At 39.9% G+C, this 23033-nt stretch carries 17 protein-coding genes; 8 read left to right on the top strand and 9 right to left on the bottom strand.

Annotated features, from left to right (window positions below; translation table 11 throughout):
* Positions 1 to 208: 208 nt before the first annotated feature.
* On the top strand, positions 209 to 664 hold the full coding sequence (locus B7E04_RS12535) for a hypothetical protein (RefSeq protein WP_080778967.1): 456 nt from the start codon (positions 209 to 211) through the stop codon (positions 662 to 664).
* Positions 665 to 682: 18 nt separating this feature from the next.
* A complete protein-coding gene (locus B7E04_RS12530) occupies positions 683 to 1537 on the top strand; it encodes a nucleoside phosphorylase (RefSeq protein WP_080778966.1) in 855 nt (284 codons plus the stop codon).
* Positions 1538 to 1697: 160 nt separating this feature from the next.
* On the opposite strand, the gene B7E04_RS12525 is transcribed toward B7E04_RS12530, so the two are convergent.
* The 3 genes from B7E04_RS12525 to B7E04_RS12515 all read right to left on the bottom strand — a co-directional run bounded on the left by B7E04_RS12525 (position 1698) and on the right by B7E04_RS12515 (position 4787).
* On the bottom strand, positions 1698 to 2480 hold the full coding sequence (locus B7E04_RS12525) for a Rossmann-fold NAD(P)-binding domain-containing protein (RefSeq protein WP_080778965.1): 783 nt from the start codon (positions 2478 to 2480) through the stop codon (positions 1698 to 1700).
* 97 nt (positions 2481 to 2577) lie between these two features.
* Positions 2578 to 3924 carry a hypothetical protein gene (locus tag B7E04_RS12520; protein WP_165439439.1) on the bottom strand — a complete coding sequence of 449 codons (1347 nt, stop codon included), beginning with the start codon at positions 3922 to 3924 and terminating at the stop codon, positions 2578 to 2580.
* A 305-nt stretch (positions 3925 to 4229) separates the two neighbouring features.
* Positions 4230 to 4787, bottom strand: coding sequence for a DNA-3-methyladenine glycosylase I (locus tag B7E04_RS12515; RefSeq protein WP_080778963.1), 558 nt, complete (start codon positions 4785 to 4787; stop codon positions 4230 to 4232).
* A gap of 135 nt (positions 4788 to 4922) precedes the next feature.
* Here B7E04_RS12515 and B7E04_RS12510 point away from each other — a divergent pair, with 135 nt between their 5' ends.
* The gene (locus B7E04_RS12510) at positions 4923 to 5222 is read left to right on the top strand and encodes a hypothetical protein (RefSeq protein ID WP_080778962.1); all 300 of its coding nucleotides are present in this window, start codon (positions 4923 to 4925) and stop codon (positions 5220 to 5222) included.
* A 120-nt stretch (positions 5223 to 5342) separates the two neighbouring features.
* Positions 5343 to 6152 carry an enoyl-ACP reductase FabI gene (locus B7E04_RS12505; protein WP_080778961.1) on the top strand — a complete coding sequence of 270 codons (810 nt, stop codon included), beginning with the start codon at positions 5343 to 5345 and terminating at the stop codon, positions 6150 to 6152.
* A gap of 339 nt (positions 6153 to 6491) precedes the next feature.
* On the opposite strand, the gene B7E04_RS12500 is transcribed toward B7E04_RS12505, so the two are convergent.
* The 6 genes from B7E04_RS12500 to B7E04_RS12475 all read right to left on the bottom strand — a co-directional run bounded on the left by B7E04_RS12500 (position 6492) and on the right by B7E04_RS12475 (position 17091).
* On the bottom strand, positions 6492 to 7931 hold the full coding sequence (locus B7E04_RS12500; protein ID WP_080778960.1) for a glycoside hydrolase family 30 protein: 1440 nt from the start codon (positions 7929 to 7931) through the stop codon (positions 6492 to 6494).
* Positions 7932 to 7970: 39 nt separating this feature from the next.
* Entirely contained in the window at positions 7971 to 8780 is an 810-nt protein-coding gene (locus B7E04_RS12495) for a glycoside hydrolase family 16 protein (RefSeq protein ID WP_080778959.1), read from the bottom strand.
* Between the two features lie 167 nt (positions 8781 to 8947).
* Positions 8948 to 11170 (bottom strand): glycoside hydrolase family 3 N-terminal domain-containing protein, encoded by a 2223-nt coding sequence (locus tag B7E04_RS12490; RefSeq protein WP_080778958.1) that lies wholly within the window; start codon positions 11168 to 11170, stop codon positions 8948 to 8950.
* A gap of 9 nt (positions 11171 to 11179) precedes the next feature.
* On the bottom strand, positions 11180 to 12607 hold the full coding sequence (locus B7E04_RS12485) for a glycoside hydrolase family 30 protein (protein ID WP_080778957.1): 1428 nt from the start codon (positions 12605 to 12607) through the stop codon (positions 11180 to 11182).
* A 3-nt stretch (positions 12608 to 12610) separates the two neighbouring features.
* Positions 12611 to 14161 (bottom strand): RagB/SusD family nutrient uptake outer membrane protein, encoded by a 1551-nt coding sequence (locus B7E04_RS12480; protein ID WP_080780676.1) that lies wholly within the window; start codon positions 14159 to 14161, stop codon positions 12611 to 12613.
* Between the two features lie 11 nt (positions 14162 to 14172).
* Positions 14173 to 17091 (bottom strand): SusC/RagA family TonB-linked outer membrane protein, encoded by a 2919-nt coding sequence (locus B7E04_RS12475; RefSeq protein WP_080778956.1) that lies wholly within the window; start codon positions 17089 to 17091, stop codon positions 14173 to 14175.
* Between the two features lie 177 nt (positions 17092 to 17268).
* On the opposite strand from B7E04_RS12475, the gene B7E04_RS12470 reads away from it, so the two are divergent.
* The 4 genes from B7E04_RS12470 to B7E04_RS12455 all read left to right on the top strand — a co-directional run bounded on the left by B7E04_RS12470 (position 17269) and on the right by B7E04_RS12455 (position 22945).
* Complete coding sequence (locus tag B7E04_RS12470) at positions 17269 to 18456, top strand: MFS transporter (protein WP_080778955.1); 1188 nt, start codon at positions 17269 to 17271, stop codon at positions 18454 to 18456.
* Between the two features lie 23 nt (positions 18457 to 18479).
* Entirely contained in the window at positions 18480 to 19268 is a 789-nt protein-coding gene (locus tag B7E04_RS12465; RefSeq protein ID WP_080778954.1) for an NUDIX hydrolase, read from the top strand.
* 127 nt (positions 19269 to 19395) lie between these two features.
* Positions 19396 to 20574 (top strand): acyl-CoA dehydrogenase family protein, encoded by a 1179-nt coding sequence (locus B7E04_RS12460; RefSeq protein ID WP_062652243.1) that lies wholly within the window; start codon positions 19396 to 19398, stop codon positions 20572 to 20574.
* A gap of 421 nt (positions 20575 to 20995) precedes the next feature.
* Positions 20996 to 22945: a T9SS type A sorting domain-containing protein gene (locus tag B7E04_RS12455; RefSeq protein WP_080780675.1), complete on the top strand. Its 1950-nt coding sequence runs from the start codon at positions 20996 to 20998 to the stop codon at positions 22943 to 22945.
* Positions 22946 to 23033 lie beyond the last annotated feature (88 nt).

The raw sequence follows: 23033 nt of genomic DNA, 5'->3' as shown, positions 1-23033 counted from the left end.
GTATCGTTTCCATGTTATCTCAATTTTAATTACAGATTAAAAAATGTTTATATTTCAGATGAATTATTTTTATTAATTTTAAACCCCAAAATCAAATTCATTATACTTAGAGACTGCAAACACTCCAAAAGCAGTAAAAAATGGTGACGGAAGGTATTGGGAGAGGTTTTAAAACATTATTCATCAAAATAAAAAACAAAATATTATTATGAAAACAAAAGTTCTATTCGCTTTTGCGGCGGGTTTCCTTTCAATGTGTACCTATGCACAGAAAAAGAAAGAGATGGCTATTTATGCAGAGAAAAAAGGTAACGATTATTACCTGATCCGTCTTGAAGAAGATAAACAGGTTCCCAATGTGTATGTATATTCAAACGGGGTTACAAAACCTTACAAAAAATACACAGATCTTAAAGATATCGTAATGGACTTCCCGGGTATGATGGAATCCAATAACTCCACCAAAGAAGAAATTGTTTCCGTTCTGAAAAAAGGAGATAAGTTCTACGAAATCACTTCCCAGCGAAAAGATCCGAAAAATTTTGAAAAGACCGTGATCACAGTCTATGAGGTTTTCCAGGGACAAAAAAGGATTGTAGAAGAATACGACACCATCTATGACCTTGCCGGATCGCCTTACAAAGAAGCTATTTTCATTGATTAAAAACAAAAAATATACATTATGCTGAATAAACTTGCTGCTTCAGAACTGGTTCTGAATGATGATGGAAGTGTATACCACTTAAATCTTTTACCTGAAGATATTGCTGATAAGATCATCCTTGTGGGAGATCCTGACAGAGTAGCAAAAGTTTCAAAATACTTTGATAAAGTAGAGATCAAAAAAAATAAAAGGGAGTTCTACACCCATACCGGGACACTTCGCGGGGAAAGAATTACCGTAATGTCCACAGGTATCGGAACCGAGAACATCGATATTGTGATGAACGAGCTTGATGCCCTGGTGAATATTGATCTTAAAAAAAAGGAATTCAAAACGGAGCACAAAGCCCTTGAGCTTTTCCGAATGGGAACCTGCGGAAGCGTAAACCCTGATGTGCAGGTTGACAATATGCTGGTTACCCAAAACGTTGTGGGACTGGATGGTTTGATGCATTTCTACCAGGATTACAACTTTGAAAATGAATTCTCCAGAAGCTTTATGGAAAAATTTCCCTACGAAAGAATCAAGCCAATGCTTTACTTCTCAGATTGGGCAGAGGAAATGGGAGCATATTATAAAGATGCAAAATACCACGGAAATACCGCTACCTTCCCGGGGTTTTATGCGCCTCAGGGAAGACAGCTGCGTTTAAAAGCCGTTGATGATCAATTCCTGGAAACGTTAAATGATCTTGGGGTTACTAACTTTGAAATGGAAACCTCCGCCATTTATGCTCTTTCTAAATTATTAGGTCACAAAGCCATTACCGTCAATAATGTTATCGCTAACAGAAGGCGTGGTGAATTCTCTGCAGACCACCATGCTTCGGAGAAAAACCTTATCGACTGGGTACTGGAAAGAATTATCAGATAAAAAACATTTCGGGATCTTATTCCTGAAAGCAAACTCACTAAACCTTATAGGTTGGGTTAAAAAATATAGTTAGATCTGCTCCATCTGCTAAATCTGCGCGAAAAAGAAAATTTAATTTCTCGCGCAGATTTAGCAGATGGAGCAGATCTAACTATATTTTTTAATATTGTTGATGAGGATTATTTAAATGAAATGTTGTGGGGTCCGGGTATTCAAAAATAAAGTCCAGTTCAGAAACCAGTTTGGAGGACAAAATTATTTTCCCCTCGCTTGGTGTTTCTTCTGAAGGCGGCAGATTTTTCTGAGCATTCATTACCTGACCTTTTGACGGATGCTGTGGTGCCGCTACATTATAAAGCTTTCCTGCTGAACCTTCCTCAATCATTTGTTCAATAACACGGCAGATATCTTTGTAATGAATATGGTTGACAGGAGCTTTCAGATTGGTGATATTGTAGTTTTTAAGAAGTCGGTTATCGCCCATTAATCCTGCCAGTCTCAGAATATTAGTCTGATGATACTGATTCCTGATCAGTCTTTCGCCTTGAACACTTTCCACAGAAAGACTTTCTTCGGTATATTCTCCAGGCAGGTCCTGATAGACGCCCGTAGAACTCATCACGAATATCTGTCCATTAAAATCGCCAATAAATGATGATAAATGCTGGATTCTGTTGTATAAAGAACTTGCACAGCAGTTTTTTCCTGAAAGCGGGACGGTAATGATCACGGCATCCATATCATGAATTTCGTTCCACTGTTTTATTTTTTCTTCCGGCTGGTAATCCGGAAAGCCGGCCAATGAAGCATTGAATCCCTGGGAAGAGAGCTCTTTTATTTTATCCTTCGTGGTAGCAGTAGTATAAATTTTATATCTTCCCGACATGGAAACTGCAATCCTGATTCCGAGCCAGCCGCAGCCTATAATTCCGATTTTCTTCATAAATTTTTAAGATGTCTGAATATATATCTTAAACCTCTTCCCGTCATCGTCCCGGAAGTTTCTAAGATATTGACAACAAAATTAAAGCAATTTATGCTTAAAATTCATTGATCATCACATAAAAGTGACCGGAGTACAGGCTTTCAGTGCTTCCTGAGATATTGGTAAGATTGATCGTCACCTTTGAAGTCGACGTCATTCTTGGATTGGAAATGGAAAAAGAAGCATTCCCTGCAAAATCTCCGGCGGGAGACACTACAATCGCCGCTCTTGTAGAACCAGGTTGTAACTCAGCGGGAACCGGAATTTCCACTGTAACAGATCTCCCCGGGGCCAGATTATTCACTGAAACTGAAGGCCAGGCTTCAAAACTAATCTGATTTTTTTGCACACTCCCCTTTTCACCAAGCTTATACGATCCATTCACATCAAGCTTAGCATAAACATTCGGGAATCCGGTACCAATACCTACGTTCGCATTCATATTTCCTATGATTATGGCATTAGCCTGTGAAGTTGAAGCCCCATAGCCTATTGCAGTAGAAAACTGGCCTGATGCATTGGCACCTGAACCTACTGCTGTAGAATTCTGATTATTCGTTAAAGCGTTATAACCAATTGCGGTTTCACTGTTGGATGTTGTTTTTGCATTATATCCTGCTGCCACCGACTGAAAACCTGATGCAGTAGAATTTTTCCCCAGGGCTGTGGCATCATTAGTAGTGGTTTTTGCGTTATATCCCAATGCAATAGACTGAAAACCCGATGCTTCAGCATTATTCCCGATGGCGGTTGCTTCGTTGACCGTTACTTTTGCATTGTATCCTACTGCTGTTGACTGGTATCCGGATATTTTTGAATTGGCTCCCAATGCTACGGATTCGTTGGCTGTAACGGAAGTATTGGTCCCGATTGCAATTCCCTGGTAAGCACTGCTGGAATTCCCCAGGGCAATCCCGTTCTGTGCTGCATTGGCTGCCGTTCCGAAGCTGATGGAATTATTCACCCCCAATCTTCCTACTGCTGTGGAATTTACTTTAAAAACAAGGTCATCAGAAGTATTGGTTCCCAGAGAAAGATTCGTATTTGCACCTCCTGAATTACCACTGTTTGTCGCTGAATTATTCCATGCAGACAATGGTGTAATTCCGCCGCCATTGGTCCCGTTGCCACTGTTTCCTGTATTTACAGAAAGCATATTCCATTTCGCTTTGCTCCAATAATAGAAACCTGCTTCGGCTAAACTTCCTGAGCCATTGTTCCATACAATCAATCCTTCTGCTGGATTTGCAATGGTAACCTGGTCCGTAGATGACTTTAAAGCGATGCTTGGAAGGAGCATTCCTTTATTATTGGAGCTTACCTGCAGCATTGAAGATGGATCAGGGCTTGAAATACCAATCCCCACCTGTGCGTATGCAAAATGAGTTGATAAAAAAAGCACAAGAAAAAGGAGAAGTTTAGATTTAAGTATATTATGCATCGCTTATTATTGATAGTTTAATTTTCGAGGGTGCAAATATACAAATTTTTCAATAAATACGCATTTTAATTATCAAATCAATAAAAAATTCATTTAATAGTGATTAAACGTGCGTTTAATCACTATTAAATGAAACATTTTTCAGTATGAGTATATTACAAACCTGCGTCCTGTGGGGATAAAAGAATACTTTAGAGTTTTAAAAAACTACTTTCAATTACATTATTTATAAAAAACATCACTCGAAATTGAATAAACGAAAACAATTATTTTCTGGTAAAGCAACTTTCTATATGATCATTAACCATTCCGGTGGCCTGCATATGGGCATACACTACGGTAGATCCCATAAATTTGAATCCTCTTTTCTTAAGATCTTTTGATAAAGCATCGGAAATTGGCGTAATGGCAGGAATATCCTGCAAAGTTTCAGGTTTATTATCCTGTGGTTTCCCGTTTACAAAGCCCCAGATATAAACTGAGAAACTTCCGAACTCATCCTGCACCTCCATGAATTTCTGTGCATTGGTAACAGTTGCCTTTATTTTAAGCCGGTTTCTGATAATACCGGGATCATTCATAAGCTCCTCAATTTTATCATCTTGATAAAGGGCTATTTTCCGGTAATCAAACTGATCAAAAGCTTTTCTGAAATGTTCTCTTTTGGAAAGAATGGTATACCAGCTCAGCCCGGCCTGAAAGCTTTCCAGAATCAGGAATTCGAAAATGGTTTGATCGTCATAAACGGGTCTTCCCCACTCTTCATCGTGGTACTTTCTGTAGAGGTCGTCCTTTTCGCACCAGCCGCAACGTATTTTTTCCATAGCTTCAATTTTATATTAAAGGTATAACTGATTTAGAAAAGTATAACAAAAGATTAAGAAAAGTTTAACAGGGTCCGGTAATTTTAGGAATGGTTCTTGTTTAATTACTGGTACACAACAATAAAATATTACATTATGAACAATTCAGAATACAACAAGGCGGAAGATGCAGTGAACAACACAGAAAATTCTCTTAAAAATGCAGCAGACAATGCAAAGTGGAAAATAGAGGATCTTGCACAGAAAGCAAAGGATTATATTAATGAAAAAAGGAATAATGACCAGGAAGCTAACCAGGAAGACTGGTTTGAAAAGGTAAAAAACAATGCTTCCGACGCATGGGAAGATATTAAAGATAAGGCCAATGAAGCCTGGGAAAAAACCAAAGATGCCGCAGAAGATGTAAAGGCAGAATGGAATAAGAAAACCAACTAAAATTTCAGTCGTATAAATATTTTCAAGAAAATGGAGTCTTAAATCAATAAGGCTCCATTTTTATGATGTCCCAAACACAAATTATTGCTACATTTGTAATTAAATAAACATTAAAAAATTATGTCATACGGTTTACTTAAAGGCAAAAAGGGAATTATTTTTGGAGCCCTTAATGAGCAATCAATCGCATGGAAAGTTGCAGAGAGATGTCATGAGGAAGGTGCTGAGTTTATCTTATCAAACGCCCCTATTGCTTTGAGAATGGGAGAACTTAATGGTTTAGCGGAAAAAACAGGTTCAGAGGTGATCGCTGCAGATGCGACCTCTGTTGAAGATCTTGAAAAACTTTTCGATGCCGCTGTAGCAAAATTTGGAAAAATCGATTTTATCCTTCACTCTATCGGAATGTCTATCAACGTTAGAAAAGGAAAACATTATACAGAAATGAATTACGACTGGTTGGAGAAAGGTTGGGATATTTCAGCCGTTTCTTTCCATAAAGTAATGCGTGTGGCATGGGAGAAAGACTGTATGAATGAATGGGGAAGTATTCTGGCGCTTACTTATATTGCAGCTCAGAGAACATTCCCGGATTACAATGATATGTCCGACAACAAGGCTTATCTGGAAAGCATCGCAAGAACTTTCGGAAACTATTGGGGCGAAAGAAAAGTACGTGTGAACACGGTTTCCCAATCTCCTACGATGACCACTGCAGGAAGCGGAGTGAAAGGTTTCGGAGGATTTATGGGCTATGCGGAGGATATGTCTCCACTAGGAAATGCTACGGCTCTTGAATGTGCAGACTACTGTGTTACTCTATTCTCTGACCTTACCAGGAAAGTAACGATGCAGAACCTTTTCCATGACGGAGGTTTCAGCAGCTCGGGAGTTACCCAAAAAGTGATCAGCAAATATGATGTTGAATAACATTATTTAAAAATATTGCAAAAGTAAACCGGCGGCCTCTGCGAGGCCGCCGGTTCTATTAAAAAAATCAATATGAAGTTGCTGGATAATTAATATTATTTTTCTTCTGTTTGTTCTTTTGTCTTAAAACAAAATGAACCAAAAATTCAAGGCTGAAATCTTTCGCTAAAAAATAAAATATGCTCCTAAAATCCAAACTCGTGCGGATTTACTGTATTTGCTCCGGTTTAATATTTTACCCGCACTCAGACAGTGGGAATTTTTTAACGGATCAGATTTTATTTTTCTTAACGCTCCAGCTTCCTAGGCCAATATCACCATTACGATACTCATCAAGTCTTATAATATTACGGTCTGTATGGAATGAGCGGGTGCTGATAATTTCGCAGCCATGCCTTCGATCCAGAGATTGGTTTCTATGTCATTTTCAGAGTCATTCATAATGACGGTCACCAGCTGACCGTTTTCATTCATGAAGGTTGTGGATGTCAAAGCAGCTCTGTTGGAAGAGTTTCCTATTCTCCGGGCATTCGGTTTAATGAATTTTGAAACATGACCTACATAGTAATACTCGTAGGTGTAATGTACTTCGCCTGTTTTGGTATCGGCAATGATGGGAGCAAAACAAAAGTTTCCTACATGGTTGGGCCCTCCGGTTTCATCCAGCAAAACATTCCAGTCCGTCCATAAAGCGGTTCCTTTATTGAAATCATTCAACATATTTCTGCCATACAGCTCTCCTAAGCTTACATCATAAATTCCGGACATCTTAAACTGTTCCTTACAGCCTTCCGTAAAAGCGAGGAACTTATCCGGGAATGCCCTTTGGGTTTCCGATAAATTATCGAAAAGCTGGGTTTTATTATTCCAGGTTTCGTACCAGTGGTACCCGATTCCGTGGGCATATTTTGAGGTTTCAGGATCGCTTAAGGTAGTAGTAGCTCTTTGATAGATCAGATCCCGGTTGTGATCCCAGATCATTACTTTTTTGTCTTTATAGCCGTTCTTCCAAAGTGTTGGTCCTAAATTATTCTTCAGAAACTCACCTTCTTCTTCGGCAGAATAGATACAGGATTCCCAGGTTTGTGTGGCCATGGGTTCGTTCTGTACGGTAAGCCCCCAGATATTAATCCCTCTTTTTTCGTATTCTTTGATGAATTTAATATAATAATCTGCCCAGGTCTGGTAATACTGGTTTTCCAGTCTTCCTCCTTTGAACAGACTTTTATTTGATTTCATCCATGCCGGAGGGCTCCAGGGTGAAAAATAGAACGTAAAATCTTTCCCAATAGCTTTCTGCGCTTCTTTGATCATCGGGATCTTATATTTCTCGTCGTGGGCAATATTGAAGGTCTTTAAAGCCGTATCATTATCTTCCACATAGGTATAAGAATCGCTGGAAAAATCGCAGGAATTCATATTGGTACGGACTACCGTATATCCCAGACCGTTTTTCCCGAAGTAGGCTTCAAGAATTTCTTTCTGCTTATCCTTCGGCATTTTATAGAAAGTTTCTGCAGAAGCATCCGTAATGGCTCCGCCGATTCCTATCAGCTTCTGATATTTAAAATCCGGATCTACAAAAATACACGCATCCGTTTCTTTCGGCTGTCCGAATTTCTCAAACTTAACCATTCCTTTATCTGCCATTTTTTCATTAGTTTTGGCACTCGTAAGAATGACTTTAGCGGTTTTTCCAGCATTTTTTTTCCAGTAGTTCTGTGCATTGACATTTAAAAACACCCCTACCGCAAAACAACTCACAATTAGTTTTTTCATAATTTCTCTCTGTTTTTGGACGAAACCGTCCTCTCTTCATTATTTATTTTGATAAACCCTTACATAATCTATGTAATATTTTTGTGGAAAAACAGAATCGTCTATTCCTTCCTTTCCACCCCAGAATCCGCCAACTGCCAGATTTAAGATAATAAAATAGGGCTGGTCAAACGGCCATGCTTCATAGGTTTTCTCTTTATTCTCATACGTGAAAAACTTCTGTCCGTCTATGTAGACATCAATTTTTTCCGGCGTCCAGTCTGCTTTATAGATGTGGAACTTTTCACTGACATCTTTGACCATTAAAGTATCCGTTTTCTGCGTTCCCTGAATATGATTGTATTTTTTGGTATGAACCGAAGCGTGAACATAGCCCTGATTAAATCCTACATGTTCCATAATATCCAGTTCTCCGTCATCCGGCCATTTCTTCATATCTTCGCTCATCATCCATATGGCTGGCCAGGTTCCACGGCCTTTGGGAAGCTTTGCCCTGACTTCAACGGTTCCATACTGAAAGGAAAACTTCCCTCTTGTCAAAAGCCTTGCGGAAGTATATTTATTCTCTTCCCATTTCTCTTTTCTTGCTTCAATAACCAGATTTCCGTTTTCCTGTCTGGCATTTTCCAATCTTCTTTCTGTATAAAACTGGGCTTCGTTATTGCCGTATCCGGCTCCGCCCACATCGTAATTCCATTTTTTGGGATCCGGAAGTCCTGTACCGTTAAATTCGTCGCTCCATACAAGTTTTTTCCCGGAGTACGCGTTGTTTGTGGTACAGCTCAGCATGGAAAAAGCCAGTATCCCTGCGGTACAGAAATTAATGATGTGGGAAGATTTTATTTTCATGAATAGATTAGATTTTGGCTAAAGCCGTTTTCTTTTTGTTTTAAAATAAGTTGGGCTAAAGCCCAACCCTATTGAATATTTCTGTTTTTCATTCAATTCTGTTCTTTCAATTGTGTAGGATTTTTTTTGTTTGGTTTCGGGCTGGGCAAAGCCCAGCCCGAAACCTTTTACTTAATCCATGTAATTCTTTTCGTCTGTACTTCCTGGGAATTGGTTCCGATCATAATATCGAAATCTCCACTTTCCCAGTCAAAATTCAGGTCATTATCGAAGAATTTCAGGTCTTCGGGAGTCAGTTTAAAATCTACTTTTCTGCTTTCTCCTTTTTTGATCAATATTTTCTGAAAACCTTTGAGTTCCTTTACCGGTCTTACCACTTTCCCGAAAAGGTCCCTGATATACAGCTGGACTACTTCTTCACCGTCATATTTTCCGGTATTAGACACCGTGACATTGATATTTAATGTCTGGTTTCCTTTAAGGCTTGCTGAACTCAATATCATATCAGAATATTTGAAATCTGTATAACTTAAGCCATATCCGAACGGAAATTTCGGATCATTATCCAAATCAATATAGGCTGAAACATAATTTCTGTCTGTATTATTTTTTGCTGGTCTTCCTGTGTTGTAATGGTTGTAATACACCGGGATCTGGCCTTCGGTTCTTGGGAAGCTCATCGGAAGTTTTCCACCCGGATTTACGGCGCCGAACAAAACATCAGCAATAGAATTCCCTGCTTCGGTTCCTAGCCACCAGGTGTACATGATGGCAGGTACATGATCCGCAGCCCAATTGAAAATCAGAGGTCTTCCGGCATTGATCATGAGAACAACAGGCTTTCCTGTTTTCACAATTTCTTTAAGCAGCTCTTCCTGCACACCGGAAAAACCGATATTGCTTCTGCTTTTGGCTTCACCGCTCATCGCATGACCTTCTCCCAATGTCATAATCACTACGTCAGCTTTTTTTGCTGTTTCCACGGCTTCTGCAAACATTGATCTGTCCTGGTCATCTACGTTACAGCCCTTTGCATATAATAAAGTGGAGCTTTTATCCAGCTGATTCTTAATTCCGTCAAACTGGGACACAATTCTTTGATTATCATCTTTAAATGCAATAGACCAGAATCCATGGTTGGCCACCGTTTCTTTCCCGAAAGGACCGATTAAAGCGACCGTCTTCACAGTTTTGGAAAGTGGAAGAATATTTTCCTTATTTTTCAGCAGGACGATACTTTTTGAACCGAATTCCCTTCCGAATTTTCTGTTCTCCTGGTTATCAGTCTGCTCTTTCTGTCTTTTTTCATCACTGAATCTGTAGGGATCATCAAAAAGTCCCATCTCGAATTTTTTGGCTAAAATCCTGCCCGCAGCATCATCCACAAATTTTGCATCTACTTTTCCTTCTTTAACCAGTTTGGGCAGCTCGGCCATATACACACGGCTTTCCATATCCATATCACTTCCGCCTAATACCGCTTTTTCAGCTGCTTCACCTGCATCTTTGGCATAGCCGTGAGGAATCATTTCCCCGATACTTCCCCAATCTGAAACCACAAAACCTTTATAATTCCATTTTCCTTTCAGCAAATCTCTCTGAATATAGGTATTCGCTGTAGCCGGAATGCCGTTGATGTCGTTAAATGAATTCATGAACGTGGCTACTCCCGCTTCTGCTGCTGCTTTAAACGGAGGCAGATAAGTTTCATTCAATTGCCGAAGGCTCATGTCTACCGAATTGTAATCTCTTCCGCCAACAGCCGCGCCATACGCCGCAAAATGCTTGGCACAGGCCATTACCGCATCAAGGTTTCCCAAACCTTTTCCCTGAAACCCTTTGATTCTTGCCAGTCCGATCTTTGTTCCCAGATAGGTATCTTCACCGGAACCTTCCATTACCCTTCCCCATCTCGGGTCTCTGGCAACGTCTACCATTGGAGCAAAAGTCCAATGGACTCCGTATGCGGAAGCTTCTGTAGCCGCAATTCTTTCAGATTTTTCTATCATTCCAAGGTCCCAGCTCGCTGCCTGGCCTAAATTGACCGGAAAAGTAGTCCGGTATCCATGAATAACATCCTGTCCGAACAACAACGGAATTTTAAGTCTCGACTGCTGGGCAAGCTTCTGGAAAGCTCTTGTTTCATCCGCTCCGGCTACATTAAGCATTGAACCTACCTTTCCTTTTTTAATTTCTTCAAGGACGGCTGCCGAATTGGATTTCTGAGGTCCTGTAGCATATTCAAAACCACTGTACTGGACCATCTGTCCTATTTTTTCTTCCAGGGTCATCTTAGACAGAAGTTCTGCCACTTTCTGATCAATGGTTTTCTGTCCGTAGGCATTGATACCCAATCCTGCAATGGCCAATAAGAAATAAGCTTTTTTCATGATATTAAATTAAAAAACATAAGTAGCCGCCGAATTTCCCGAAAGAACTACGGAAGCGGTTTTCCCGTTGTATTTGATATTAAAACTTTCATCGGAACTGTTTCCGTTCTGAACAATGAGCACCGTTTTCCCGGCCGGGGTTTTAAAAGCCACCGTAGAAAGGGTTTCTGTCTGTGAGGAAGCAATACGCTGTGAACCTGCAGGAACGAATTTGGAGGCATGAGCAATGATATAATAGGAAACGTTCCTTGTAAAATTCTCACTGTCCGAGACGGTTATGGCTCCTTTACATTCCGTGCACCCTCCGTCTGTATGCGGCTTATACTGAGGATCATTCGCTACATTCCATTCCAACGCAATCCTGCTCCAGTTTCTCATGGAACCAATCACTACATTTTTCATGTGCCAGTTCAGGTCTTCGTTAAAAGTACCCTTCGCTCCCGTCCACTGCTCGGTAAAATACAAATTTTTATCGGGAAATGCGTTGTGTACGGTGCTTAAAGCTGAAATATCCCCTTCGTACAAATGGAAAGCCGAACCGTCAATATAGCGGTACGCTTCCGGATCTTTCAGAATATCAAGGGCATATTCCGGCTTATTGCAATTATGGTCATACACCACAATTTTTGTTTTGATATTAGCTGTTTTAAAAGCAGGCCCGAGATATCCTTTGATAAAGTTTCTCTGCTGTCCGGACAACATTAATAAACTCGGATTGTTTCCGGGATGAAGAGGCTCATTCTGTGGAGTAACCGCATCAATCTCGATACCTTCTTTTTTCATGCCCAGGATGTATTTCGTAAAATACTCGGCATAAACTTTATAAAACTCAGGTTTTAAGCTTCCTCCTTTAGATTTTCCGTTGTCTTTCATCCAAACCGGAGGTGACCATGGAGCGGCGATGATCTTAATCTTAGGGTTGATATCCAAAATCTCTTTGAGCATTTCTATCAAAGCCCTGTCTTTTTCAAGACTGAATTTTGAAAGTGTGGGATCTGTCTGTCCTTCCGGAAGGTCATCATAGGAAAAAACTTTACCGTCAAGGTCAGAAGCTCCAATACTCAATCTCAGATAACTTATGGAAACAGAGTTTTTATCATCTCCAAAAAGCTCCTGTAGCAAGGCTTTTCTTTTGGGCGGGGAAAGACGGTTGATCACCTCAACACTTCCTCCGGTGAGCGTATATCCGAAACCATCAACATATTGAAATTTTTGAGTATCATCAACTTCAATATTCTGAAAGTTATTGGATAGGTCTGCAAACCTGACAGGAACCTGCTGTTGTAATTTTATACTTTCATTGCCTTTCGTCAGCCAGTACTGAACATTATTTCCCTTACCGGCTCCCATGGATGTACATGATAAAGGAAAAAGTACCACGCCGCCAAGCAGCGCGGTACCTTTAAAAAAGAAACTATATAAGCTGTGAAACTTCATGTTTTAGTAGCCTGGGTTTTGTTTTAAGGCTGTATTGGGTAATTCATTAAACGGAATCGGCAGGATTTCGTTTTTGTTGGCTACAAATCCTTTGAATGCCAGTTTTGTTGGGGCATCTCCCCATCTGACAAGATCAAACCATCTGTGTCCTTCTCCGGCAAGCTCTCTTCTTCTTTCATCTTTAATCGCCTGTAAAGAAACAGGAACCGGCGTTAACCCTACTCTTGCTCTTACAGCATCCAGCAGCGCCTGTGCTCTGCCGCCGCTGCCTCCTAAAGCTTCTGCTTCCATCAGATAGGTATCGGCTAATCTTATGGCTATATAATTTTGTCTGAAATTCAGTTCTGCCGGTCCGGGAAGTGAACTTTTCAGGTCATTGGTAGGTAAATATTTCTTTAGGAAGTACCCTGTATCTGCAAAAGCAGGACTGTAAGAAATTTTACCATCGGTCACTAACTGTTTTGCATTGAAAATGGTTGTGTTTAATCTCGGATCTCCCTGCATAAACGTGTACAGATCATTTGTTACGGTATTAAATGCCCATCCTGAATAAACATCCGGAGCATTGTTACCGGGAACATTGATCAAAGAATAAGAACGGGGACCCACCATTACATTAATGGAGTTTCCTTCGTCTTTCCCCTGTCCCCAGAATCCCCAGTCGGAGTTTCCTTTGTTGGTATGCATCACTTCCAGGATGGATTCTGTTGAGAATTTATATGGATCCGCCGTTTCAGGTCCTACTTTAAAGAGGTCTGCATAGTTGGCTACCAGTTTGTAGCCATATTGGCTGGTTCCTCCGGGTGTCCCATTTACTTCGGCAAACTGTGCTGCAGCCTGAGGCATTTTTTTATCATAAAGATAAATTTTACCAAGTATTGCCCTTGCCGTTCCCTGCGTAATTCTGCCTCTGTCATTCCCGCTGGCCGTCATCATCAGATCAGGAATAGCCGCCACCATATCATTTTCTATCTGTGCATATACATCAGTCGGTTTTGCCTGCGGTATATTCCAGTAATCTTCACCAAACTGAATGGTTTTGAGCACGATCGGAATATTTCCAAACATTCTTACCAGCTCGAAATAATACAGCGAGCGGAGTACCTTTGCCTCGGCAATAAATCTTTTTTTAACATCTTCGCCCATGGTAGCCCCAGGTACTCTTTCTATGACCAGGTTGGCACGTGCAATCCCCTGATAAAAGTCCTTCCAGTAACTTGCAGGCATGGTATTGGGATTAATAGTATAATTATTCAGCCCCTGAATTCCGGCTCCGTCATTGGAATTTCCGCCACCAGAAAAGAAATCATCAGATCCTGCATTGAAAAAGGTAACCGTATTCTCGAATCCTCCGGAATATTTCCTTAAAATATCATATACAGAAACCAATGCACTGAAAGACTGCTGCTCATTCTGAAAATACAGATCGGTATTAAAATTTCCTGAATTCTTTACATCATCCAGATAGGAATCATTACAGGAAATACTGCTAAAGCTCAGGCCTGTAAGCAGTGTTACGGCAAGGCCTTTATATAAAAAACTCTTATTTTTCATTTTGTTCATTATTAAAATTGGATATTAGCCCCTAACAAAAATGTTCTGGCCTGCGGATAGTAAGCTCTGTCAACCCCTATAATGTCCTGCTCGGAATTGTTTCTTCCTGAAATTTCCGGATCATAGCCCGTATATTTTGTGAAAGTAAATACATTCTCTCCCGTTACGTATAGTCTTACTTTGCTCATTCCGAACCGGTTGGTAACATCCTGAGGAAGCGTGTACCCTAACTGGATAATTTTCAAACGGACATAATCTCCTTTCTGAAGATAGTGATTTGACATCCAGGAATAGTTATGGTTCGGGTCGTTTCTTGTAATTCTTGGGTTCTCATTGGTAGAGCCTTCTCCGGTCCAGCGATCCAGCACTCTCGTCTGATAGTTGGCATCCAGCATATCCAGTCTTCTTAACCCCTGGAAAATTTTATTTCCACCGTGCCCCTGCGCAAACACCATAAAATCAAAATTCTTATAATTTAAATTGACAGTCAAACCAAAAGTATATTTCGGAATAGAGCTTCCCAGATTTACTTTATCATTGTCATCAATTTTACCGTCGCCGTTATTGTCCTGCCAGATAAAATCCCCCGGCTTTGCATTAGGCAACAGCTTGATTCCATTAGCATTGGTATAAGCATCAACCTGTGCCTGATTCTGGAACACTCCACTATACGTATATCCGTAAAAAGATCCGTACGGCTGCCCGACTGCCACTCTGGAAATGGCTCCCATCGTCTGGAAAGAAGCAAGGTTGAAATAATCTATATCATCTTCCAGTCGTAACACTTTATTTTTAACCGTGGAAAAGTTTCCATTAACGGATATGGAGAAATCTTCCCAGTTCTTTTTGTAGCCCAGTTCAAGTTCCAGTCCTGAACTTTCCATATCCCCTACGTTTGCCCAAGGCAAATTAGGAACCCCTACATAACCCGGGATATTCACCTGTCTTAAGATATCCGATGTTTTCTTCTTATACCAGTCTGCCGTAAAAGTGAAGTTATTGAAAAGTTTAAAATCTGCAGCGATATTCAGCTGGCTGGTCTGTTCCCATTTCAGACTCGGATTTTCCAGTGTGCTTGGCGCATAACCAATGATGATGTTATTACCTGCAGTGGTATAATTGCTCCCGGAAGCCATGAAACTTGCAAATTGAAAATTCGCCATCTCATCATTTCCTAAAACTCCGTACCCCCCTCTCAGCTTCAAATTATTAATTACTTTATTCTGAGGCCAGAAATCTTCTTTGTGAACATTCCATCCTAAAGATAGAGAAGGGAAAGTTCCCCAATGTTTATTCGTGGCAAATTTTGATGAACCATCTCTACGAATGGTTCCCGTAAATAAATATTTATCGGCATAATCATATATAATTCTACCGAAATAAGATGCTTTACGGGTCTGAACACCATCCCATCCAGTAGCGGTGATGTCATCCTGTGGGATTGTAAAATTAAATGATGCATCCTGCCAGTTATCAACAGGCAAATTGGTATAGGTTAGACTGGCTCCTCCTGCAATATTATACCGGTACACACCCTGACCCACTAATATATTTAAATTATGATCTCCGAATTTATTCTGATAGGTTAATGTGTTTTCCATACTCCACTCGAATTTATTTTCGTCCACCTTATTCAGACTGTTGAAGCTGGTATTGCTAAAATTAGGACTTAAATAATATTTAGGGGTAAAGGTACGGCTGCCCCAGTAGGATTTCTTCCCATTTAAACTTGTCTTAAAAGTGAAATGCTTAAGAAGTTTAAGTTCAGCAAAAACGCTTCCTACAAAATCATCAGACCAGTTGTGATTCCCCTGCTGTATATACTTGAAGGCTTGCGGATTGGTCATTTCCTGGTTAACGTAACGGGAAATTCCATACGGGTTGCCATTCTCATCACGAATGATGTATGGGTTGGTATAGCCACTCGGATCTACCATGGACCAGTCTGTAACCACTACCGGAGTCGTAGGATCTAAGTTAACTGCTGAAGCCAGCGGACCTCCGAATTCCTCATTGGCACTGATCCCCTGGGATTTCACTCTTGTGTAAGCAAAGGTTTGTCCGATGGTTAAAAAATCTGTTACCTTATGGGTTGAATTAAATCTGGCGTTGATTCTTTTGTAGTAGGAAATATCGCTCATTACAATACCTGTCTGGTCAAAATATCCAAACGAGGTATAGTAAGTTGACTTTTCATTACCGCCTGTAATGCTCACTTCATGAGAAGACTTTTCACCGGTTCCGAAGATGGCATCCTGCCAGTTGGTTCCTTTTCCTAATGAAGCAGGATTGGTATATCTCGGTGCTCCGCCATCATTGACAAAACCTTCATTAATGATGTTTGCATATTGGGTAGCATCTAAAAGATCCAATTTTTTAGAGGTATTGGAAAAACCGTAAAACCCGTTATAAGAAAGGCTGAGTTTTCCTTTTTTCCCTTTTTTTGTCGTCACCAGAATTACACCTTTTGCGGCAGAAACCCCATAAATTGCAGATGATGCACCATCCTTCAGTACTTCGATGCTTTCTATATCCGACTGGTTCAGCCATCCGATATTATCTACTACAATACCATCCACTACCCATAAAGGGCTGTTACTTCCTGCCCCGAAACTGGTGATTCCCCGCACCCGTACGGTAGCTGCGGCTCCGGGCTGTCCGGAATTCGTCACAACGGAAACCCCTGCTGCCCTTCCCTGTAATACCTGTTCGGGTTTACCGGCTGGGATGTTTTCGATATCACTCGCTTTAATGCTTGCAATAGCTCCGGTTACATTACTTTTTTTCTGTGTACCATAACCGATCACGATAACCTCTTCAATTTTATTCTCTTTCGGAACGGTGTCTTTTACCGTGGTCTGTGCGTTGAAGTTGGCTGTAAAATACAGGACAGCAACCATTCCCAGACTTCTAGATATTCTTATATTCATATACAGTTAGTTTTTTAATTCTCAAATTGAGACAATAAAAATATATTTTTTTTTAATTAATTAACATTATATTCATAAATATTTTAATTTTTCGTTTATTTTTGGGCCCTTAAAGCCTCTTATTCGCTTCATATTTCTTAAATTTATCTTAAAAAATCAATATAAAAAATCCCCAAAATGACCGTCAAGCCTTCCCGGATCTCCCTTCCTTTAAAACTGACCTTTCTTATTTTCTCTATGGTTTTAAACTGTATGGGCATTGTGATTCTTCAACTTTCAGAAGCAAAAATCACCTACGAAAAGTTAGGCTTTTTAGAATCATTCAAAGATCTTCCCATTGCATTTATTTCACTTTTCGCAGTGAATTTCATTGGCAAAACCGGAACAAAAAGAGCGTTGGTTTCTGCTCTTGTCATTGTAGGAATCTGCTCCTGCCTGCTGCCGTTTGTGGAAGATTTCTGGTTTTATAAGGTATGGTTTGCTATTATCGGGACCTGTTTTGCGGTGGGCAAAATTTGTGTTTTCGGAATTATCAGGAACAATATTTCGGATGAAAAATCTCTTGCCAAAATGATGAACAGCGTGGAAGCTTCATTTATGGTGGGCATTTTTGTGGTGAATACAGGCTTCGGATGGCTGATTTCTAGCGCATATTCAGAATTCTGGAAATTCGGGTTCCTGTCTATATCGGTACTTTGTATGATCACCATTTATCTGTTTACCCGGCTGAATATTTCTGAAACAAAAAAAACAGAAAGTAAAAGCATTATTTCTGAACTTTCTGTATTTGTCAGCCCTGCAACCGTCGCATTTCTTGCGGTCATTTTCTTTATTGTCTTTGTGGAGCAGAGCTTTAATTCATGGCTCCCTTCGTTTTATAAAAATCACTTGAATGTCAATTCATTTTTTGCCCTGCAGGCCACTTCCTTCCTGGCGCTTTTTTCTTATGCCGGCAGAACTGCCACTGCCAATATCATCCACAGATTTTCATTGTCAAAATATTATGTTTTATGCATTTCTTTAATCATTGCCCTGCTCCTGATTATTCTGGGAGTCCAGTATTTTGACTCGGTTAATTCGTCTGTCATACTCTTTCTGTTTCCTGTGGTTGGGCTTTTTCTATCACCGCTTTATCCTGTTATCAATTCCAAAATGATTGCAAAGATTGACAAAGAAAAAATTAACCTGTTTACTTCCCTGATCGTTATTTTCTCGTCACTGGGAAGTTCAGTAAGCTCAATTATTATGGCTGTACTGTTTGGAAGGCAGCTTTTAAATTACTATCCATTATACATATTACTTGCTGTTTCAGTGCTTTTTACAGTAAGTTTGGTATATTTTAGACTTGCAGCAAAGAAATTATAGAAAATAATTTTATTTTTACTGCCATGAAAATCAAAGACACCAAAAACAAAGAAACCCTTCAGGAGCTTATTGATACAAAAGATTTTGTAGCACATGTATCTGTTGACTGCACCATATTTGGTTTTCACAATAATATTTTGAAGGTTCTTCTTTTAAAATATCATGATCTGGACCTCTGGTCTCTTCCGGGAGGTTTTGTTTTCAATGATGAGGATCTTCGTGAAGCCGCCGCCAGGGTTTTGCATGAGCGAACGCACCTTAAAGATCTGTTTCTTAAGCAGTTTCATACCTTTGGAAGAATAGACCGTACAGAGAATAATGTACACCAGATTCTTCTCAAGAATAAAGGCATTGAAGTTCCTAAAGATCACTGGATTTTCCAGCGGTTTATCACGGTAGGATACTGCAGCCTTATCGATTTTTCTATTGCCAATACTTTTCCGGATGCATTTAATGAAAGCTGTGAATGGTTTGAAGTCAATAAATTACCCAAAATGGCATTTGACCATGACAGGATTATAGAAACCGGCCTTGAATACCTTCGGATGAATATCAATACCGAGGTAGCAGCCAGCAACCTTCTTCCTGAAAAATTCACAATGAAAGACCTTCAGTCCCTTTATGAAACTATTTTGGGACAGAAATTCAGAAGGAATAATTTCCAGCGGAAAATATTAAGTTTAAATATCCTTGACAGACTTGAAAAGCTTTATGACGGATCTGCCAACAAGGCTCCATATCTGTACAAATTCAAAAGCAAGGTGCATAATGCTGCCAACCAGTATCCTATCTCCAATGATGAGGAATCTTAATACGCTGTATTCCGTTGAATTTTGCAAAACGTGATTAATCTTACTGAAAATCAGGAACAATAAAGATTTTAAAAAAAATTTTTCCAGCCACACGAAAAGTCTTACTTTTAGGCAAATCAAAAATATCATGTCATATTATCCTCTTACAAGCATTCCAGACTACTACGGAATTGATGCTTTACTTACTGAAGAACACAAACTTATCCGTCAATCGGTGAGAGATTGGGTGGAAAGTTTTGTAATGCCGCAGATTGATCAGGCCGCACAAAACCATACGGACATTCCCAACCTAATGAAGGAATTAGGGAAAATCGGAGCTTTAGGCCCTTACATCCCGGTTGAGTATGGCGGTTCAGGATTGGATCAGATTTCTTACGGTTTGATTATGCAAGAATTGGAAAGAGGAGATTCTGCAGTACGTTCTGCTGCTTCGGTACAGAGCTCACTGGTGATGTTCCCGATCAATGAATTTGGTTCTGAGGAGCAAAAGAAAAAATATCTTCCCCACCTTGCTTCAGGAGAAATGATTGGTTCTTTTGGATTGACAGAGCCTAACCATGGTTCTGATCCAAGTTCTATGGAAACCTATTTCAAAGATATGGGTGACCATTACCTTCTGAACGGTGCCAAAATGTGGATCACGAACTCTCCTTTATGCGATATTGCCGTAGTTTGGGCTAAAAATGAAGAAGGAAAAATACAAGGGTTGATCGTAGAAAGAGGAATGGAAGGTTTTACCACACCTGAAACCCATAATAAATGGAGCTTAAGAGCTTCCAAAACAGGAGAACTGGTCTTCAACGATGTGAAGGTTCCTAAAGAAAATTTACTTCCGGGAGTAACAGGATTAAAAGGTCCTTTATCTTGTCTTAACTCAGCGAGATACGGAATTTCATGGGGTGTAATCGGTGCTGCTATCGACTGTTACTGTACCGCTGTTCAGTATTCCAAAGAAAGAAAACAGTTTGGGAAGCCAATCGGCTCTTACCAGCTTCAACAGAAAAAACTAGCTGAATTCTTAACTGAAATTACAAAGGCTCAGTTATTATGCCTTCAGTTAGGAAATCTTAAAAATGACCACAAAGCAAGTCCTGCACAGATCTCAATGGCAAAACGCAACAATGTGAAAATGGCTATTGATATTGCAAGAGAGTCGAGACAAATCCTTGGCGGTATGGGAATCATGGGTGAATTCCCGATGATGAGACACGCAGCCAACCTTGAATCCGTGATTACGTACGAAGGTACACATGATGTGCATTTGCTGATCACCGGTCTGGATATTACCGGAATCAACGCATTCTAGATAAAGCTGAAAAATACACAAAAAAGACTGCCTCTTAGAGACAGTCTTTTTTTAATGTGCTATAGACATGAAATTTTGTCAAATTCCGCCCGGCAAGATGCTTCTTAAAACATTAAGATTGATTAAGGAGGTAAGAATAGTTAAGAAAAAATCTACAGATTTTTTTAAGTATAGCCTTCTCAACCTGCGCGCTCCTTAATATTCTTAAAAGCTTAACACTTCTTAATGGTTAAAAAAATTTATTTTATGTTTTCCTTAATGTGTATAAGAACATATTCATTAGGAGAGTCCGGCCTTCGGCCGGACTCTTTATTTTACTCACTTTGCAGGGAACTTATATTCAGTGAATAATTATTGATGTATTAATATTTTAATTATTTTATTAAAAAATAATAACTTAATCTCAACAAAAAATATGTATATGAGAAAATTATCCACACTTTTATTAGGTTTAACAGCACCGTTCTTCTTTGCCCAGCAGGCGGGAGATCTTGTCAGCGTTGAGCAAAAACTGGATCTGACGCCTCAGGGTGTTATTAATTTTATTGCCAATAATCTTGGGGATCAAGACGCCCCTGATTTCGCCAGCTACCTTAATGGCTTCAATGTGGGCCTTAAAGGATATAAAATTACATACTACACAAAGAATGAAAAAAATGTTCTGGTAAAGGCTACAGGACTCCTGATGTATCCCAATGTTAATTTTAAGCTGTCTACTGTGGTGTCTGACCACGGAACTACTGACAGCAGGGATAATGTTCCATCAAACCTGAAAGGAACGCTGACCGCCGGATTTGTGGTGGAACTCTCCTATGCACTGAACGGTTATATCCTGATGGCTCCTGACTATGTAGGGATGGGTAGCGGAGACGGGGTTCACCCTTATGTAGACACCGCCACAGAGGCTGGTGCGACCATAGATTTTGTTACAGCTGCCAATAAAGTCCTCGCTCAAAAAGGTGTAAAACGATACGATGAATATTTCCTCGCAGGTTATTCACAAGGCGCACATGCCGCAATGGCCACCTTAAAAACCCTGAATACTTCTAATCCTACCAATCTGAAATTCAAATACGCTTATATGGGAGACGGCCCTTATGATTTTTCAGGCGTTACATTAAACAAAGGGGTCCTGGAAAAAGATTTTTATCCGTTCACCTCTTTCCTTGCCAATGTTCTCCACACCTGCAACAATACAGGCTTTAAGACGTACAACAACAGCATTTCCGAAGTGATCTCTCCGGCATATCTGGATAAATACAATTATCATGTGGTTCAGGACAACGGAGGGCTGCTTTGGGGACCGGTGATCTGGAGACAACTCTTTACTCAGAATTTCATTAATGATGTGACCAATAACCCGAACAATAATCTCAGAAGATGCATGAAACCAAAAGATGTCTATGACTGGTATAATAAAACTCCAATGACATTGGGACATTCTACAGTAGATCTGGCGATTCCGCCTGAAAATACATCAAAAACCATTGATACGCAGCGTGGATATTATGCATGGTGGGATCTGAACAAATATAAGCTGGATTCATTTTATTGGGGACCTTTGGGGCATGTAGGCGGAATTCTTCCTTTCACCCTGGCCTCTAATGCGAAATTCAATACCCTCAGAAGCGGAGGTCTGCTGAACCAGTGGGCAGTACTAAGTTCTAAACAACAGGAAAATCCCCAACCAGGAGCCGCTGATCTGGCCTATTCTTCTCAGCTAAAGCCTGACCTTGGTAATCTTGAGCTTATTGGAATCACAGATTTCAATAAGGAAAAAGCGGTGAGTAAATCCGGGACAGAGCAAAATTTATCTGCACTAAAAGACGGGGTCTATCTTTTAAAAGTACAGGAAAACAATGAACAGAAACTGATTCCATTTATAAAGAATACGCCTGCCGAAGTTTCTGAAAATGAGATTATACAGTCTGAAATCAATGGTATTTTAAAATTGAAAATTCCTCAGGATGAATTACTCGCAGTTCATATTTTTGATGAAAATAAAAACCTTTTGAAAACGGTCTCTAGGGAACAATATAACCGAGACAACGGAATAGACCTGAAAGATATTGACAATCAAAACAATACCTTTGAAATTATTACTCAATTCTATAACCTGCAATTCAAGAAAACGCTGACAGGAAATTCGTCAGCCGGCAAAGCTGAAATATTTGCAGAGAACCGTCAGATCAATGCAAGAGCTGAAAAAGGGATTAAAACGGTCAGCATTTATAGTATTTCGGGGGCATTGATTCTTCAGCAGGAGATTAACAGGTCCGAATTCAAATCAAACAATTTAGAATCAGGAGTTTATGTAGTTCGAATGGTAACAGGCGATGGAAAAACAATCAATAAAAAAGTAAAATTATAGCGACTTCATTAATATATTTCTTCATTTCAAATGGAAGGCTGTCTCAAAAGGGGCAGTCTTTTTTGTCTGTTTTATACCAGAACTCTAC

Origin of the sequence: Chryseobacterium phocaeense, from assembly GCF_900169075.1 — a bacterium.
In the GTDB taxonomy this organism is placed as follows: Bacteria; Bacteroidota; Bacteroidia; order Flavobacteriales; family Weeksellaceae; genus Chryseobacterium; species Chryseobacterium phocaeense.
This window is presented reverse-complemented; position numbering and strand designations above follow the sequence as displayed.